This window comes from Nocardioides carbamazepini, assembly GCF_024614185.1.
GTDB lineage: Bacteria > Actinomycetota > Actinomycetes > Propionibacteriales > Nocardioidaceae > Nocardioides > Nocardioides carbamazepini.
This window is the reverse complement of sequence record NZ_JAHTLF010000016.1, coordinates 1,019,862-1,036,692: the sequence shown is the minus strand read 5'-3', so window position 1 is coordinate 1,036,692 and position 16,831 is coordinate 1,019,862. Positions and strand designations below refer to the sequence as shown.

Sequence of the window (16,831 nt, the reverse complement as noted above, 5' to 3'; positions counted from 1 at the left end):
CGCTCGGTGCCGAGCATCCACCCGTTAGTCTCGTCGTGATGTCCGAGGTCCCCACTCCCCAACAGATCCGTCGTGCGTTGGCGCGTGCCGAGCGTGGCGCAGCGCTGGACGTGGCCGAGGCGACCGCCTTGCTTGCTGCGTCCGGGGATGAGTTGGACCGGCTGTGCGCCGCGGCCGCGAAGGTCCGCGACGCGGGTCTGGTCGCGGCTGGGCGTCCCGGGGTGGTGACGTATTCGCCGAAGGTGTTCATCCCGGTGACGCGGTTGTGTCGGGATCGGTGTCATTACTGCACGTTCGTGGAGACCCCTGCGCAGGCGGTGCGGGAGGGGCGGGCGCCGTTTCTGTCGCCGGACGAGATCCTTCAGATCGCCTCCCAGGGCGCCGAGCTGGGGTGTTTGGAGGCGTTGTTCACGTTGGGCGACCGGCCCGAGGACCGGTGGCCCGAGGCGCGGGCGTGGTTGGACGAGCAGGGCTACGACTCGACGTTGGCCTACATCCGGGCGATGGCGATCCGGGTGCTCGAGGAGACCGGGTTGTTGCCGCATCTGAATCCGGGGGTGATGTCGTGGGAGGAGCTGAACCGGCTCAAGGCGGTGTCCCCGTCGATGGGAATGATGCTCGAGACCACCTCGGCCCGCCTCTTCTCGACGAAGGGTCTGGCGCACTTCGGGTCGCCGGACAAGGACCCGACGGTGCGGCTGCGGGTGCTCGAGGACGCCGGGCGCCACGGGATCCCGTTCACGACCGGTCTGTTGGTGGGGATCGGGGAGAGCCTGAGTGAGCGGGCCGAGACGATCTTCGCGTTGCGGAAGGTCTCCCGCGCCTACGGGGCGGTCCAAGAGGTGATCGTGCAGAACTTCCGCGCCAAGCCCGATACCGCGATGCGGCACGTCGACGACCTCGACCTCGCGGAGTACCGCGCCGCGATCGCGCTCACCCGGATCGTCCTGGGCCCCAAGGCGCGGATCCAGGCACCACCGAACCTCGTCGACCTGGCTGAGTGCAGAGCACTCCTCGATGCCGGAGTCGATGACTGGGGCGGTGTGTCGCCACTGACCCCGGACCACGTGAACCCCGAACGGCCCTGGCCCTCCCTGGACCGGCTCAGGTCGATCACCGAGCAGTGTGGGTTCGACCTCAAGGCACGGTTGACCGTGCATCCGGAGTACGTGACCGGGACGTTGCAGCGTGGCGAGGCGTGGATCGACCCCCGGCTCCACGCCCACGTCGCCGCTCTCGCTGATCTCGACGGCAGCGTCGCCGGGGTCCCCGGCCTCGCGATCCCCGGCATCAAGCCGGTCGGCCTGCCCTGGCAGGAGCCCGACGGCGGCTTCGCCTCAGCGGGACGGACCGACCTCCACGAGGCCGTGGACACCGAAGGGCGGTCCGAGGACCGACGTAGCGACTTCGGATCGGTGTACGGCGACTGGGCCAGCGTCGGGGAGGCCGCCGCGATCACCAGCACCCCGGCCGTTCTCCACGCCGAGGGTCGTGAGGCCTTGGCCGCCGCGGAGGCCGCTGCCGGGTCGGGTCTGGTGAACCTGTCCGACGAGCACGCCCTGACCCTGATGACCGCCGAGGGCGACCTGCTCCGCCAGGTCACCAAGCTGGCCGACGACCTGCGTCGTGAGGTGGTCGGGGACACGGTGACCTATGTGGTGAACCGGAACATCAACTTCACCAACATCTGCTACGTCGGGTGCCGGTTCTGCGCGTTCGCGCAACGCCGCACCGACGCCGACGCCTACTCCCTGTCCTACACCGAGGTCGCCGACCGCGCCCAAGAGGCCTGGGACCTCGGCGCGACCGAGGTCTGCATGCAGGGCGGGATCGACCCCGAGCTCCCCGCGACCGCGTACTTCGACATCGCCGCCGCCGTCAAACAACGCGTCCCCGACATCCACGTCCACGCCTTCTCCCCGATGGAGGTCGTCAACGGCACCGCCCGCACCGGCCTCTCCATCGAGGACTTCCTCATCAAGGCCCGCGAGGCCGGCCTCGGCTCCCTCCCGGGCACCGCCGCGGAGATCCTCGACGACGAGGTCCGCTGGGTCCTGACCAAGGGCAAGCTCCCCACCTCCACCTGGATCGAGATCGTCACCACCGCCCACCGCATCGGCCTCCCCACGACCTCCACGATGATGTACGGCCACGTCGACAACCCGAAACACTGGGTCGGCCACCTCAACGTCCTCAAAACCATCCAAGACACCGCCACCGCCAACGGCACCGGCGGGTTCACCGAGTTCGTACCCCTGCCCTTCGTCCACACCTCCGCACCGATCTACCTCGCCGGCGTGGCCCGCCCCGGACCCACCCTGCGCGACAACCTCGCCGTGCACGCCATGGCCCGCATCCTCCTCCACGGCCGCATCCCCAACATCCAGACCTCCTGGGTCAAACTCGGCATCGAAGGCACCCGAGCGATGCTCAACGCCGGCGCCAACGACCTCGGCGGCACCCTCATGGAAGAGACCATCTCCCGCATGGCCGGCTCCGAACACGGCTCCGCCAAAACCGTCGAAGAACTCACCCACATCGGCGCCGCCATCAACCGACCCGTCCACGAACGCACCACCCTCTACGGTGAACCCCCCGTGCGGAGCTAGCCTCTACCGCTGCTCGAGCGGGCCCGGCGCGCGACGGAGTCGATCGCGACGGCGAGCAGCAGCACCGCGCCGGTGACGATCAGGCGGACGTCGGAGTCGACGTTCATCAGGTTGAGACCGGTGCGGATCGCCTGGAGCACGAGGATGCCCAGGAGTGCGGAGTACGCCGAGCCGCGGCCGCCGAAGAGGCTGGTTCCGCCGATGACGGCGGCCGCGATCGCGGTGAGGTTGGTGTCGGTCGTTCCGCTGGACTGCGAGACGGTCGTGAGCTGGCCGGCGACGAGGACGCCGCCGAGAGCGGCGAAGGTCGAGCAGAGCACGAACACCGAGCCGTAGACCATGCCGACGCGGATGCCGGCCCGGCGGGCCGCCTCCTCGTTGCCGCCGACCGCGTAGACGTACCGACCCCAGCGGGTACGTCGCAGCAGGAGGTCCATGAGCACGACCAGGCCCGCGAAGAGGACCGGCAGGTAGCCCCAGCCGCGGTCGATGCCGAGGTAGTAGGTGAGCCAGCCGAGGCCGATCGCCAACGCGGCGGCCTTGATCACGACGCCGAGCAGGTTGGGCGGCGTGAGCCCGGCCGCGCGCTTCTGGCGGATGGCCCACAGCCGCGACCCGACGTACACCGCCACCACGACGGCGACGAGTGCGTAGCCCTGCGCGTCGGAGAGGAACTTCTGGCGAGTGAACTCCGGGAGGCCGGAGTCGCGAGGCAGGTTGATGGTGCCTTGGTCGCCGAGCACCCAGTACAGCGCGCCCTCGAACGCGAGCAGGCCGGCCAGCGTGAACACGAAGCTGGGAACGCCGACCCAGACGAAGAGGACGGCGTATCCGCCACCGATCAGGGCGCCGAGCGCGATCGCGACGAGGATCGACAACGCCAGCGACTGCCCGTGACTGACGAACATCACCGCCGTGGTCGCGGACGTGAAGCCGGAGACGGTGCCGACGCTGAGGTCGATCTCTCCCAGCAGCAGTACGAGCACGATGCCGAGCGCGATGACGCCGAGCGGGGCGGCGTACAGGGTCATCGTGACGAGGCTGCGCGAGGACAGGAAGGTGGGCTCGCGACTGTAGAAGAACGCGCAGATCGCGACCAGACCGAAGATGACCGGCAGCATGCCGAGGTCGCCGCCGCGCAGGCGGCCACCGAGCTGGCGCAGGTAGTCGGCCGGCGACACGACTCGGACGAGCCGCTCGTCGGCGGCGTCGACCGCTGGTGTGGGCGGGTCGGTGAGCTGGTCGGTCACTGCGATGCCTCCGGGTGGGCGGCGCGGCGGGCGGCGCGCTGGGCGACGACGTTGTCGGACGCCCCGGTGATGGCGGCGACGAGCTGGTCGGTGGTCGCCTCCTCGGTGCGGAACTCGGCGGCGTTGCGGCCCAGGCGCAGGACGACGATCCGGTCGGAGACCGCCTGCACGTCGGCCATGTTGTGGCTGACCATGATCACCGCCAGGCCCTGGTTGCGCAGCCGCTCCACCAGGTTGAGCACCTCCGCGGTCTGGGCGACGCCGAGCGCCGCGGTCGGCTCGTCGAGCAGGACCACCTTCGGGCTGCCGACCAGGGAGCGGGCGATCGCGACGGTCTGCCGCTGACCACCGGACAGCCCGGCAACGGGGATTCGCACCGACGGGATCTTCGCCGACAGGCTGCGCAGCAGCCGCCAGGCCTCCCGCTCCATGGTGACCTCGTTCAGCACAGGCCCGAGGTGGTGCTCCTTGCCGAGGAACAGGTTGGCGACCACGTCGAGGTTGTCGCACAGCGCGAGATCCTGGAAGACCGTCGCGATGCCCAGCTGCTGTGCACCCGCCGGGCCGGCGACCGTGACCGGCGCCCCGGCGAACTCGATGACGCCCGCGTCGGGCTGGTAGACGCCGGCGATGGTCTTCACCAGCGTCGACTTGCCGGCGCCGTTGTCGCCCACGAGGGCGACCACCTCGCCGGCCAGGACGGTGAGCTCGACGTCGGTGAGCGCCTGGACGGCACCGAACCGCTTGTTGATCCCGGTCAGGGACAGGACGACCTCGCCCGTGTCCCTGACCGGGGCCTCATTCTCGATGACCGACATCAGGAGACGCCGGCCTCCGTGCAGGCCTGCGCGTACTCGCCGGTGCAGATCTCCGAGGCCTCGTAGAAGCCGTCGGCGATGACCGTGCTGGCCACGTTGTCCTTCGTGACGACGATCGGGGTGAAGATGTACGACGCGACGCCTTCGTACTCCGACTTCGTGATGCCGCTGTCCGTCGTGTCGGGCACGTCGTCACCGTGCGCGAGCAGCACCGCGACCTCGGCGGCGGTCTCCGCCTCGATCTTGATCGGCTTGTAGATCGTCATCGTCTGCTCCCCGGCGAGGATGCGCTGCACGGCGGCGACCTCGGCGTCCTGACCGGTGATCGGCGGCAGCTGGTCGGCGGAGATGTGGTCGGTCAGCGCGGCCACCACACCACCGGCCTGGCCGTCGTTGGCGGCGTACACGCCGGCGATGGTGGCCGGGTCGTACTTGTTGAGCTGGTCGGAGGTCCACTGCTGGGCGTTCTCCGGGCTCCAGTCGGGGTTGTCGTACTCCTCGAGGATCGTCACGCCGCTGCCGTCGAGGACGCCGTGCGCCCCCGCCTTGAACTGGGCGGCATTCGGGTCGCTCGGGGCGCCGTTGAGCATGAGGATGTCGCCCTTGTCGCCCATCGCTTCGACGAGAGCCTCGGCCTGCATCTTGCCGACGGTCTCGTTGTCGAAGGACATGTAGTAGTCGGCGTTCTCGATGAACCGGTCGTAGGCGATGACCGGGACCTCCTGGCCCTGAGCCTCGTCGACCATCCCGGTCGCGCCTTCGCCGTTGACCGGGTCAAGGACGACGACGTCGGCGCCCTGGTCGAGCGCGGTCGTCATCTGCTGGGCCTGCTTGGCCTCGTCCTGGTCGGCGTTGTAGTAGAGGACCTTGCAGTCGCCGCACAGGTCCTTGACCTTCGCCTCGAAGATCGGGCGGTCGTGGGCCTCGTAGCGCGTGGTCTTGGACTCCGGCAGGAGCAGCGCGATGGTGCCTCCCTCGCCACCACCGTCGCCGCCCTTCTCGGCGTCGTTGGCGCCGCACGCGCTGAGCGCCGCGACACCGAGGAACAGCGCCGCACCGGCGGCGGCGACTCGACGTGATGTTGTGGACATGGCTCTCCTCGATCGGACGATGAGCGGTGATTCGAGTGTTGTTGCTCACACCCTAGTCGTCAAGACTTGAACACAAACTTCGTCATATCGAGGCCGATAGGAGCGTTTTGACCACTTCTTGACCATTGACGCCGACCCGTGCACAGTGTCGCCATGACGTCGGAGCGCAGCGACCTGGCCCCCGGGTCGACCGCGTCGCTGCGTGCGGCCAACCAGCGCCGGGTGCTCGACGTGCTGCGCACCAGCGCCGCCGGCGAGTCGGCGGCGGTCTTCACCCAGGCCGAGCTGGCCCGGGCCACCGGCCTGGCCCGGGCGACCGTCTCCAACATCATCGCCCGCCTCGTCCAGGCGGGGCTGGTCGAGACCGAGGCAGGCAGTGGGCGCCGCGGCTCCGCGGTACGTCTGTCGCCCGGTGCGGGCATCGTCGCGGGCGTCGACTTCGGCCACAGCCACCTCGCCGTCGCGATCGGCGACCTCACCGGGCGGGTGCTGGCCGAGGAACGACGCGCGATCCCGCCGGAGTTCCCGCATGAAGACGCACTGGCCCTCGCGGTCGCCATGACCGACGGGCTCCGGACCGCGGGTACGACGCTGCGCCACGTCGGCCTCGGCCTGCCGGCACCGGTCACCGACGGGGTCGTACAGAGCGCCGCGATCTTCCCCGGCTGGCGCAACGTCGACACCCGCCGGGTCGGCTCCGATGCGTTCGGGTCACCGGTCGAGGTCGAGAACGACGCCAACCTCGGCGCCCTCGCCGAGCACCGCGTCGGGCTCGGCCGCGGTGCCGACAGCTCGGTGTTCGTGAAGATCTCCTCCGGTGTCGGGGCCGGCATCATCCTGCGCAACGAGCTGTTCCAGGGCACGGCGGGAAGCGCCGGCGAGATCGGGCACCTGACCTTGGACGAGCAGGGGCCGTTGTGTCGCTGCGGCAGCCGCGGCTGCCTGGAGACCTATACCTCCGTGCAGGCCGTGCAGGGACTGCTCGCCAGCCACCTCCCGGGTGCCGGGCTCGACGAGATCATCGCGACCGCCGAGACCGGCGACGTCTCCGCCCGGCGCGCCCTCGAGGACGCCGGGCTCCATCTCGGCTGGGGTCTGGCCGCTGTGGTCAACCTGATGAACCCCGCGGTGGTCGTCATCGGTGGCGACATGGCCCGCGCCGGCGACCTGCTCCTGGCATCGGTGCGGATCGGTCTGCGCCGCCACGCCCTCGACACGCTCGCCCTCACCCCGGTCGTGGCCAGCCGGCTCGGCGAGCGGGCCTCCCTGCTCGGTGCCGTGTTGCTCGCCGCCGAGCGGACCGAGCTGCTCGTCGACTGAGGCCCCGTGCCTCGTCCCTAGCCCGCGGTCCGCACCGCCGCGCGCCGCTCCCGCCAGGCGCGGAACCGCGCCCAGCCCCGGCGCACCGTCCGCCAGGCGAGCCGGAGCAGCACCAGCCCCGTCACCAGCAGCACGGCGGCGATCGCCGCGGCGGCGTACGGGTGCTCGATCGCGAACCACACGACCGCGAGCACCGCGACGTCCTCGCCGAGGCTGATGCCGATATTGCTGAACGGCTCGGGCACGGTGTTGACGGCCATCCGGGTGCCGGTCTTGACCGAGTGCGACGCGAGCGCGCTGCCGCCGCCCACGATCCCACCGGCGAGCTCGTTCAGCGAGGCCGAGTCGCCCGCGATCAGCACGCCCACCACCCCGCCGACCACCGGCCGGATCGCGGTCGAGACGACATCCCACGCGGAGTCGACGTACGGGATCTTGTCGGCGACGAACTCGAAGGCGTACAGGAGCGAGGCGCCCGTGAGCACCTCCCAGCGGCCGAGCACGTCGGGGACCGATGCGAACGACCCCAGCCGGTCGGCGATCCCGAGCACCAGCACGACCAGGTAGCTGTTGATCCCGCTGGCCCAGCCCGAGGAGAACGCCAGGGCGAGTGATTCCACCCGCCCAGCGTAGAACCCCGGAGCCGCTGGGTACTGCAGGCCGATGAGCACCCATGATCCCGAGCAGTACGACGACTACAGCGTCGATGACGAGACCCAGCTCCAGCCCGAGGACACCCTGGCGGACGACGACGTCGCGGACGAGCTCGACCGCGGCTACTCCCCGCCGGAGCGGTACTCCGCGGCCCAGCGCTACGGCAACACGCCCTGGGAGCAGGCGCACGACCAACCGCTGGACGACCGGCTCGCCGAGGAGGAGCCCGAGGTCGAGGCGTCCGGCACCGACGAGCCGGAGGACCCGGAGGATCCGGAGGCCGAGGCCGGCGACGATCGCGCCGGGCGTCTGGTCGACCCGGACGAGGGCCTCGGCGCGGACGTCGAGAAGGACCTGGTCGCCGAGGACGTCGGCATCGACGGTGCCGCGGCGAGTGCCGAGGAGGCCGCGATGCACGTCCTGCCCGACGAAGAGACGTGAGGGGCAGGTCTGTGCTTCACCGGTCGGGGTACCTCAGGTCCGGGCCGCCAGGCCCCGACGAAGGAGGGAACAGTGGCACTCATCTTGTGGATCCTGGCCGTGATCCTCGTGGTCTCCGGCATCTTCAGCCTCTTCCGGGGCCAGCTCCTCTGGGGAATCGTGCTGATCGTCGTGGGGCTGCTGGTCGGCCCCGGTGGCGTCAGCCTCTTCACCTGACCACTCCCCTCGAGCGCACGACGGCTGAGCCCGGACCTCCGCGGTCCGGGCTCAGTGCCGCTCAGTGCCGCTCAGTGCCGTTCAGTGCCCTCAGGGGGTGCGGACGCCGCGATAGATGCCGCGCCGCACGATCCACGGCTGTAGGACCCGGCGCACCGACCAGGCCGGGAAGCGGAACGGGTGGCCCGACGGCGCGAACACCCGCAGCCCGTCGGCCTCCGGGCCGAGCACCGATCCCCAGCGCCGGCGCGGCGGCGTGAACTCCCTCAGCGGACGGCCCGCCAGATGGGCCCGGATGTTGGCCGCCAGCAGCCGGTCGGCCCGGTTGCGGGCCGAGGAGCGCAACGCGTCGGTGGCGGCGACGTCCCCGATCGCGAAGACATCGGGCGCACCCACGACCCGCAGGGTCGGCTCGACCGGCACGAAGCCGGCCTCGTCGAGCAGCGCCGGCGGCAACCAGCCGGTGTTCGGCCGCACCCGGCCGATCGCCCACACGACCGCGTCGGCCGGCGTCTCCGGCCGGCCGGTCGACCACGCCACCGGACCCCGGCCGATCGCGTCGGCCGCGAAGCCGTCCGGTACGTCGGCGCGGTGCTCCGGCAGCAGCACGACCCCGGCGCGGCCGAGCCGGGCGCGGGCGACGTCCCATACCCGCGGGTGGTGCTGGGACAACGCCCGCTCCCCCGGGAACGCGAGCATGACCGTCGTCGCCGGCCACCGGGTCGCGACCTGGAGCGCCGCGCTGACCGCGGCCGCGCCACCGCCGACGACGAGCACGGAGCGCGCGGCGGCGAGCCGGGCGTGGGGCACGGCCAAGGACGCGGTGACGTCGGCGTCGGTCTGGAACCCCGGCCGTCGCCAGAAGCCGTTGCTCACACCGGTGGCGAGCACCAGGACGTCGTACCGGACGGTCCGGTCGCCGACCGCGACGCTCCGCGCCTCCGGGTCGAGGCCGGTGAGCTCGCCGTGCACCAGGTCCGCCCGGTCGAGGCGGCGGAACCGGTCGAAGCCGATCCGGTAGTCGCGCTCCCACGCGTCCGGACGGGCCAGGCGCAGTCCCAGCTCCTGCCCGCTCACGAGGCCGGGCTTGCTGGAGATGCCGACGATGTCGACGTCCGCGCGGGCCAGGTGGATCGCCGTCAGCAGCCCGCTGTCGCCGAGACCGGCGACGACGACGCGTGGTCGGCTCACGTCGCCCGCGCTCGGCGAGGCGGACGCGGCACCAGCATCGGCACCCGCTCGACCACCTCCTGGTAGGACGGCCGCCGTTCCAGGCTGCGCTTCTCCATCATCGGGATGCTGGCACCGAGGAACATCGCGACCATCGCGACGCCACCGACCGGAAGCCACCACCAGTCCCCCGGTGACGCTGCGACGCCGAACAGCGCCAGGCTCCACCAGAAGCTGATCTCGCCGAGGTAGTTGGGGTGGCGCGACCAGGCCCACAGACCGCGGTCCATCACCTGCCCGGAGGCCCGCTCCCGGACGAAGTCGCGCAGCTGCGCGTCCGCGACGAGCGCCAGGAGCACGGCACCCAGACCGACGACGAGCGCGACCCCATCCAGCCAGCCGAGCCCCGGTCCCGGGCGGGTGAGCACGACGTACGCCGGCACCATGCCGAGGAAGACCTGGAGCGTCGGCACCAGGTGGATGCCGACGAGGTCGGCGAGCAGCTCGAACCGGCCGGCCCGCTCCCGGACCATCGAGTAGCGCCAGTCCTCGTGGTGCAGTCCGGGGAAGGTGCGCACCCAGTTGGCGGTCAGCCGCACCGCCCACACGACGATCACACCCAGCACCAGCCAGGCCCGCGGGTCGTCGAGCGCGACATCGGCGGCGAGCCACCAGTAGCCGGCGAGATAGGGCGGCAGGACGCTCCAGTACGCGTCGTAGAAGCTGGAGTTGCGGTGGATCCGGCTGGCCGCGAACACGACCAGCGTGGCCAGGACGTCGGCGATCAGGCCATCGAGCCACAGCCAGCGGGTGTCGGGGCCCCACAGCAGCCACACCGTCGCCACGCCGAACGCGATGACGTAGGCCAGGCCCACTCGGGCGAGGGACGCGGTCCTGCTCACACGAGCGACGATACAAGAACACGTTCTACTTGCGGCAGGGTTCCGGGACGGCGACGGCTCAGGCTCCAGTGCGGGTCCGTCGCGCAGCCGGCCGCGCGGGCCGTCCGGTCTGGAACCTGGCGGCGATCAGGGTGGTCGCCAGGACGATCCCCGCGACGACCACGAGCGACCACCCGAGTCCGGCCCGCAGCAGGAGCGCACCCGCGAGCGCACCGACGCCGATGCCCAGGACCGCCAGCAGTCGGCGCCCGGAGCCGGACCCGGTGCCCAGGCCGAGCCGCGAGTCGGCCGCGAGACCGGTGAGCGTCGAGGTCACGACGACCGTCGTCACATCCTTGACCGCCAGGAAGCGAGCGGTCGCGGCCTGTAGCCCCATGGCCGCGCCCAGTGCGGTCGTGACGGCAAGGGCGACCGGTTCGCGTTCGGTGCCGACGACCGCGGTCGCGATGCCCAGGGCGAGGACGATCGTTCCCACTGCCGCGAACAGCAGGGTCGTCACGCGTGTCCAGCCCGGCTCGGCACGACGCAACGCGCGTCCACCGATGGCGGCGCCCACCAGGAATCCGGCCAACGCGAGGAGCGGGCCCGCGACCGGCAGGTCACCGGCGCCCGTCACGGCCATCCCGAGGATGACCACGTTGCCGGTCATGTTGCCGGTGAAGACCCGGTCGAGGCCGAGGAAGCCGATCGCGTCCACCATCCCGGTCGTGAAGGTGAGCGCGAGCATCGCCCACAGCTGAGAACGCTCGGCGACGACAGTCACGGAGCCGCCTGCTCGGGATGAGGGTGCTCGTCGCTCCCCCGCCAGGCCAGGGCTCAGCTCGCTCATCCGACCTCGAGGACGGCCTTGCCGCGCAGGCCACGCTGGCGCAGCAGGGCGAACGGCGTCGCATGGTCGTCCCACGGGCCGCGCCAGGTGACCTCGGCGTCCAGCCGACCCTCGGCGACCTCCGTCGCCAGCAGGCTGAGGTCGTCGCCCACCGGAGCACCTCCGTGCAGGTGGAAGGTCACGAGCCGGCGGTCGTGGAGGCCGCCGTGGGCGTGGAACGCGCCGATCGGGAAGACGGTCTCCGTCACGGTGGCGTGCCCGATCGCCACCAGCACCCCTCCTGGCCGCAGCGCCAGGTAGCCCGCGACGAGCTGGTCACCCGCGACCAGGTCGACGACGCCGTCGAGGCGACCGTCGACCTCGCTCGGGTGGCTCACGACCTCGGCCGCGCCGAGCTCGCGGAGTCGCGGCCCGAGCTCCGTCGGGCTCGTGGTCGACGCGACGACGTACGCGCCTCCGCGGTGCGCCAGCTGCACGGCGAACCGACCCACGCCGCCGCTGGCCCCGGTGACCAGGATCCGCCTGCCGAGGGTTCCGGTGATCTGGAGTGCCCGCAGCGCGGTCGTCGCGGCGACGGGGAGGGTCGCGAGGGCGACCGGGTCGGTCCCTGGTGCGGCCGTGCCGAGCCAGGTGGTCGGGACGGCGCGGAGCTCGGCCCAGCCACCGAGCCCCCCGTGCGTCACGACCAGGGCGCCTTCCGGGGGCCCCGAGCCGTCGGCAGCCGCACGTACGACGATCCCCGCCGAGTCCCAGCCCGGCACCGTGCGGTCGGGAAGATCGAAGATGCCGGCGTTCACCTCACCGAAGTTCAGGCCGATGGCAGTCGTGCGCACCAGCGCCTCGTCCGGCCGCGGCACCGGGATCGGTACCCCGGCCGTGAGACGGACACCGGCCTCGGTGGACGCGTCACGGACCAGGGCCCGCATGGTCGGCTCAGGCATCGCGCACCGGCCACGGGTTCATGCCGGGGAGCACGAGGTGCCCGGCGTCGACGGGCAGCTGGACCCCGTGCACGAACGCGGCGTCGTCGGAGCAGAGCCAGATGGCGGCGAGGGCCGCCGCCCGGGCGGGCAGTACGCCGACGTTGCGCATCGCCGTCCACTGGTGGACCGCGTCGAGGTAGTCCTCACGCGTCCCGTCCGGCTTGCCGCTGGCGCGCCGCCACCCCGCCGGGTGGTCGTTGATCAGCGTGTCCGTCGTCGAGGGCAGCAGCGCGTTGACGCGCACGTTGTGGTTGCCGAGCTCCAACGCGGCCACCCGCATCAGCCCGATCACCCCGTGCTTCGCGGCGACGTACGGCGCGCTGCAGGGTGCGCCCTCGACACCGACGTTCGAGGAGGTGAAGACGATGGCCCCGCTCTGCTGCTCGACCATCACCGGTGCGACCGACCTGGCCGTCCGCCACGCCCCCTCGAGGCAGACCCCGATCTGGTCGGCCCAGGCCGCCTCGGGGGTCTCCCACAACGGCTTGTCGGACCAGTCGTAGATGCCCGCGTTGACGAGCAGGGCGTCGATGCGACCGAACCGGTCGACCGTCGCGGCCACCGCCTCGTCGAGGGCGGACTGGTCGCGGACGTCCGCGACCAGCGCGAGGCACGCGCGCCCCTCCGCCTCGACCAGGGCCCGGGTCTGCTCCAGGTCCTCCTTCGAGGCGAGCGGGTAGGGCACGCTGGCGATGTCGGCCGCGATGTCGACCACGACGACGTCCGCGCCCCGGCGCGCGAACTCGAGGGCAGCCTCGCGCCCCTGTCCTCGGGCCCCGCCGGTGATGAAGGCGACCTTCCCTTCGAACGAGCTGTTCATCGATTCCTCCTGTGTCGGATGGTGGTAGGGGTCAGGCCCGGACGGCACGGACGACGGGCGCGTCGAGCTGCTGTGCGAGCCAGTCCGCCGCGGCCGGGAGCCAGCGCGCTCGGGCGTTCGCGATGTTGTGGTCACCGCCGGCGACGACGCGGCGTTCCGCGCCCGGGACGTGCTCGGCGAGCCACCGGCCGGTGAAGTCGCCGTGGACGAGGGGGTCGGCATCGCCGTCGACGACCAGGAGCGGAACGTCGATCGCGAGCGCGGCGTCGGTGACGTCGAGGGACTCGGTGAAGCGACGGGCACCCTCCTCGTCGCCGGCCCGCACCGTCAGGAGTCCCTGGATCAGCGGCGGTAGGGCGTCGTAAGGGGGGATCTTCACCAGGCCGCTGACGACCACACCGGCCCGCAGCCGCGGCTCTGTGGCGAGGGTCGCGGTCGCGTACAGCCCGCCGAGGCTGCAGGCGAGGATGCCGGCGCGGACGTCCCGCCCCTCGTCCTCGAGGCGCGCCGACGCCACGTCCAGCGCCTCCCGGACGACCGCCGGGTAGTCGGTCGTCGGTGGCTGCACGCCGACGAGCTCACCCTGTCCCGGGCCGTCCAGCACGAGGGTCGCGCAGCCGCGGGCCAGGAGCGCCTCGGCCAACGACCACAGCTCCTCCTTCGCGCCGTCGAGTCCGGGGACGAGCACGACCAGCGCGGCGGAGTCGCTCGCCGGGCGACGGAGGATGCCACGGAACAGGTCACCCTCGAGTCGCTCGGCACCCGGGTCGAGGACGGCGAGCGCGGCGGACTGGGCCTGCGCCGCCTCCTGGTAGGTGCTGGTGCGGGAGCTCGGCCACGACCCGGCGAAGTAGTACCAGGCCGATGCGGCCAGGAAGGCCTCGCCGCTCGTGACGGCCAGCCCCTTCTCGCGGGCCGCCACGCCGGTGCGCACATAGCCCGCCGCGACGTCGCGGAAGCTGTCGCACCATCGGTCGAGCGAGGTCAGGGCGCCGGTCACGGCGTCGTACTCGTGGACGTCGATGCCGGCCGCGACCGCGCGGGAGCGGGTCGCTGCCGCCATCTCGGCGACGCCCGCGTCGGGCGTCTCGGTGGAGCTCACGGATGGTGCCTCTCTCATCGGTGGTGTGGGTCAGGCCCCGCGGGCCAGGAGTCGTTGGCGTACCCGGTCGAGGTACACGGCCACCAGCAGGATCGCGCCGGTGACCACCATTTGCCAGGAGTTGTTGAACCCGCGAAGGGCGAGCGCATTGGCCAGCACCTGGAGGAATGCCGTACCGATCAGCGCGGCGAACACCGACCCGCTGCCGCCCGTGATCGAGACCCCCGCCAGCAGCGTCGCCGCCACGACATAGAGCACGATCGTGTTGTTGCCGGCCGTCGGATCGGCGATCGTCTGACGGCCGATCATCATCACGCCGGCCAGGCCGGCGCAGGCGCCGCTGACGCCGTACACCGCCGGCACGACCCACTGCGACCGGATCCCGGAGAGCTGCGCGGCCTCCGGGTTTCCACCGATGGCATACACAGAGCGGCCGAACACCGTGTAGGTCAGCACGACGCCGGCGACGACGACGGCCAGCACGGCGATCATGGCGCCATAGGGCAGCACGCCGCCGAGGGCGTCGTTGCCGAGGGTCCGGGCGACGCCGTCCCAGGACAGGTCGTACTGACGGTTGCCCGACCAGAGCAGCGCGAACCCACTCAGCAGCGAGGCGCTCGCCAGTGTGACGACGAAGAACGAGAGCCCGACCCTCCCGATCAGCAGTCCGTTGACGAGGAAGCCGATGGCGGCTCCCAGCAGCACCGTGAGCACGAGGGCCAGCTCGGGAGTGAGGCCCTCCATCACGAGCTTGGCGTAGGCGATCCCGCAGACGCTCAGGATCGCGCCCATGGACAGGTCGATCCCGCCGGTGAGAATCACCATCGTCATCCCGACACACAGCAGCATCGGAACCGCGCCGGTGCGCAGCAGGTTGGTGATGTTGGACGAGGAGGAGAAGTTGGGCTCGGTCAGGAGCTCCACCACGACCACGAGCACGAGCAGGCCCGCGACGGCGTACGCCGGTGCGCTGCTCCCGCTCAAGCGATGCCGCCAGCCCGTGCCGGTGGTCGGCCGGTCGGCCGTGAGCGACTCGACGTCCGTCCTCACCGTGGTGTCCTCGCTAGAGCCCATCCTGCTGCCTTCCTGTGGTGTTCCGGTTCCGGTGCGGTGAACGCCAACCGGGTGATCGACTCCTCTGTTGCCGCCGCGCCCTGCTCCTCGCCGACGACGCGCCCCTTGGCCATCACGACCACGCGGTGGGCGAGCCGGAGCACCTCTAGGAGCTCCGAGGACACCACCACGACCGCGAGCCCTCGTCGGGCGAGCTCCTCGACCAAGGCGTAGATCTCCGCCTTGGCGCCGACGTCGACGCCTCGCGTCGGCTCGTCGAGCACCAGCACCCTCGGGTCGTTGAGGAGCCACTTGCCGATGGCGATCTTCTGCTGGTTGCCGCCGCTCAGGGTGCCGGCGGCGACGTCGAGGCCGGCTGCCTTGATGGAGAGCTCACGAGCGATCCGTGCCGTGGCGGCGCCCTCCGGCGCCGGGTGCCGGATCCCCCACCTGGCGCGCCGGGCCAGTGACGCCATCGCCAGGTTCTCCTGGACCGACATCGACAGCACCAGGCCCGCCCGTTTGCGGTCCTCGGGCACGAGCGCGATGCCGGCGTCGATCGCCGTGCGGGGCGAGCTCAGCGAGACCTGCCGGCCGGCGACCCGTACGGTGCCCGTGTGCGGCCAGCGCCCGAAGAGGGTCTCCGCGAGACTGGTGCGCCCCGCTCCGGCCTGCCCGGCGATCCCCAGGATCTCGCCGGCACGGACCTGGAGGTCGACGGCTGCCAGCCGAGCGCTGCTCAGACTGGTGACCTCGAGCAGCGGCGGCGCGTCGGTCAGGTCCTCGGTGTCCTTGGCCGCGGGGCGCTCGAAGATCGCCACCTGCTGCCGACCGACCATCATCCGGACCAGCTCGGACTCGTCGACCGACGCCGTCTCGCGGACGCCGACGTCGCGTCCGTCACGCAACACCGTCACTCGGTCGGTGAGATCGAAGTACTCGCGCAGCCGATGCGTGATGTAGACGACGCCCGCGCCGCGCTCCGCGAGGCCCCGGATCATCGCGTACACGTGCTCGGTCTCCTCGCCGGTCAGCGAGCTGGTCGGCTCGTCGAACAGGACCAGGCGCGGCTGCCGGCGCACGACGCGCGCGATGGCGAGCATCTGCTGCTGGTGCAACGGCAGGTCCCCGACGAGGGCGGTGGGGCTCAGCGGCAGGTCGAGCTCGGCGAGCTCCCTCTCCGCGGCCCGGTTCGCCCGTCGCCAGTCGATCAACCCCAGGCGCCGCGGCGGGCGGCCGTCGAGCAGGTTCTCGGCGACGGTGAGCCGCGGCTGCACCTGCACCTCCTGGGCGATCAGCGCGATGCCGAGGTCGAGCGCCGTCGCCGGTGAGTACGGGGAGCGGGCACGTCCGTCGAACCACAGCTCTCCGGCGTCGGCGGCGTACCGCCCGGCGGCGATCTTGAGCAGCGTCGACTTCCCGGAGCCGTTCTCCCCCACCAGTCCGACGACCTCGCCACGTCGTACGTCGAGATGGACGCCGTCCAGCGCCTGGACCCCGGGGAAGCGCTTGCTCACCGCGGTCATCCTCAGCAGGAGGTCGCCCCCGCCGTCCGTGCTGGTCATCGCCCTTC

Annotated in this window: 16 protein-coding genes; 4 read left to right on the top strand and 12 right to left on the bottom strand. The window is 71.6% G+C overall.

What is annotated here, in order from left to right:
- Positions 1–38: 38 nt before the first annotated feature.
- Positions 39–2,609 (top strand): bifunctional FO biosynthesis protein CofGH, encoded by a 2,571-nt coding sequence (locus KVF89_RS17495; protein ID WP_257427365.1) that lies wholly within the window; start codon positions 39–41, stop codon positions 2,607–2,609.
- On the opposite strand, the gene KVF89_RS17490 is transcribed toward KVF89_RS17495, so the two are convergent.
- From KVF89_RS17490 to KVF89_RS17480, 3 genes are read right to left on the bottom strand one after another with little or no spacing between them, the layout of a single operon-like run.
- Entirely contained in the window at positions 2,606–3,859 is a 1,254-nt protein-coding gene (locus KVF89_RS17490; protein ID WP_257427364.1) for a sugar ABC transporter permease, read from the bottom strand. The genes KVF89_RS17495 and KVF89_RS17490 overlap by 4 nt on opposite strands.
- Positions 3,856–4,677, bottom strand: a complete 822-nt coding sequence (locus KVF89_RS17485) for an ATP-binding cassette domain-containing protein (RefSeq protein WP_257427363.1) — start codon at positions 4,675–4,677, stop codon at positions 3,856–3,858. Before KVF89_RS17485 ends, KVF89_RS17490 begins: the two co-directional genes overlap by 4 nt.
- Positions 4,677–5,768: a substrate-binding domain-containing protein gene (locus KVF89_RS17480; protein ID WP_257427362.1), complete on the bottom strand. Its 1,092-nt coding sequence runs from the start codon at positions 5,766–5,768 to the stop codon at positions 4,677–4,679. The genes KVF89_RS17485 and KVF89_RS17480 overlap by 1 nt, the downstream gene beginning before the upstream one ends.
- A gap of 153 nt (positions 5,769–5,921) precedes the next feature.
- Here KVF89_RS17480 and KVF89_RS17475 point away from each other — a divergent pair, with 153 nt between their 5' ends.
- Positions 5,922–7,088: an ROK family transcriptional regulator gene (locus tag KVF89_RS17475; RefSeq protein ID WP_257427361.1), complete on the top strand. Its 1,167-nt coding sequence runs from the start codon at positions 5,922–5,924 to the stop codon at positions 7,086–7,088.
- 17 nt (positions 7,089–7,105) lie between these two features.
- Here KVF89_RS17475 and KVF89_RS17470 read toward each other — a convergent pair whose 3' ends face one another.
- Entirely contained in the window at positions 7,106–7,708 is a 603-nt protein-coding gene (locus KVF89_RS17470; protein ID WP_257427360.1) for a DUF4126 domain-containing protein, read from the bottom strand.
- A gap of 43 nt (positions 7,709–7,751) precedes the next feature.
- On the opposite strand from KVF89_RS17470, the gene KVF89_RS17465 reads away from it, so the two are divergent.
- Positions 7,752–8,183: a DUF5709 domain-containing protein gene (locus KVF89_RS17465; protein WP_257427359.1), complete on the top strand. Its 432-nt coding sequence runs from the start codon at positions 7,752–7,754 to the stop codon at positions 8,181–8,183.
- Between the two features lie 72 nt (positions 8,184–8,255).
- The gene (locus KVF89_RS17460; RefSeq protein WP_257427358.1) at positions 8,256–8,399 is read left to right on the top strand and encodes a GPGG-motif small membrane protein; all 144 of its coding nucleotides are present in this window, start codon (positions 8,256–8,258) and stop codon (positions 8,397–8,399) included.
- Between the two features lie 90 nt (positions 8,400–8,489).
- Here the strand turns inward: KVF89_RS17460 and KVF89_RS17455 are convergent, their stop codons facing one another.
- The 8 genes from KVF89_RS17455 to KVF89_RS17420 form a co-directional block, all read right to left on the bottom strand.
- Positions 8,490–9,590 carry an FAD-dependent oxidoreductase gene (locus tag KVF89_RS17455; protein ID WP_257427357.1) on the bottom strand — a complete coding sequence of 367 codons (1,101 nt, stop codon included), beginning with the start codon at positions 9,588–9,590 and terminating at the stop codon, positions 8,490–8,492.
- The gene (locus tag KVF89_RS17450) at positions 9,587–10,471 is read right to left on the bottom strand and encodes a DUF1295 domain-containing protein (protein WP_257427356.1); all 885 of its coding nucleotides are present in this window, start codon (positions 10,469–10,471) and stop codon (positions 9,587–9,589) included. The genes KVF89_RS17455 and KVF89_RS17450 overlap by 4 nt, the downstream gene beginning before the upstream one ends.
- A gap of 58 nt (positions 10,472–10,529) precedes the next feature.
- Entirely contained in the window at positions 10,530–11,234 is a 705-nt protein-coding gene (locus tag KVF89_RS17445) for a DUF1275 family protein (protein ID WP_257427355.1), read from the bottom strand.
- A gap of 62 nt (positions 11,235–11,296) precedes the next feature.
- A complete protein-coding gene (locus KVF89_RS17440) occupies positions 11,297–12,241 on the bottom strand; it encodes a zinc-binding dehydrogenase (RefSeq protein ID WP_257427354.1) in 945 nt (314 codons plus the stop codon).
- Positions 12,234–13,103, bottom strand: coding sequence for a mycofactocin-coupled SDR family oxidoreductase (locus tag KVF89_RS17435; protein ID WP_257427353.1), 870 nt, complete (start codon positions 13,101–13,103; stop codon positions 12,234–12,236). Before KVF89_RS17435 ends, KVF89_RS17440 begins: the two co-directional genes overlap by 8 nt.
- A gap of 31 nt (positions 13,104–13,134) precedes the next feature.
- Positions 13,135–14,205: an alpha/beta hydrolase gene (locus tag KVF89_RS17430; protein WP_257427352.1), complete on the bottom strand. Its 1,071-nt coding sequence runs from the start codon at positions 14,203–14,205 to the stop codon at positions 13,135–13,137.
- 30 nt (positions 14,206–14,235) lie between these two features.
- Positions 14,236–15,255 carry an ABC transporter permease gene (locus tag KVF89_RS17425; RefSeq protein WP_257427351.1) on the bottom strand — a complete coding sequence of 340 codons (1,020 nt, stop codon included), beginning with the start codon at positions 15,253–15,255 and terminating at the stop codon, positions 14,236–14,238.
- A complete protein-coding gene (locus KVF89_RS17420; protein ID WP_257427350.1) occupies positions 15,252–16,823 on the bottom strand; it encodes a sugar ABC transporter ATP-binding protein in 1,572 nt (523 codons plus the stop codon). The genes KVF89_RS17425 and KVF89_RS17420 overlap by 4 nt, the downstream gene beginning before the upstream one ends.
- Positions 16,824–16,831: the final 8 nt, after the last annotated feature.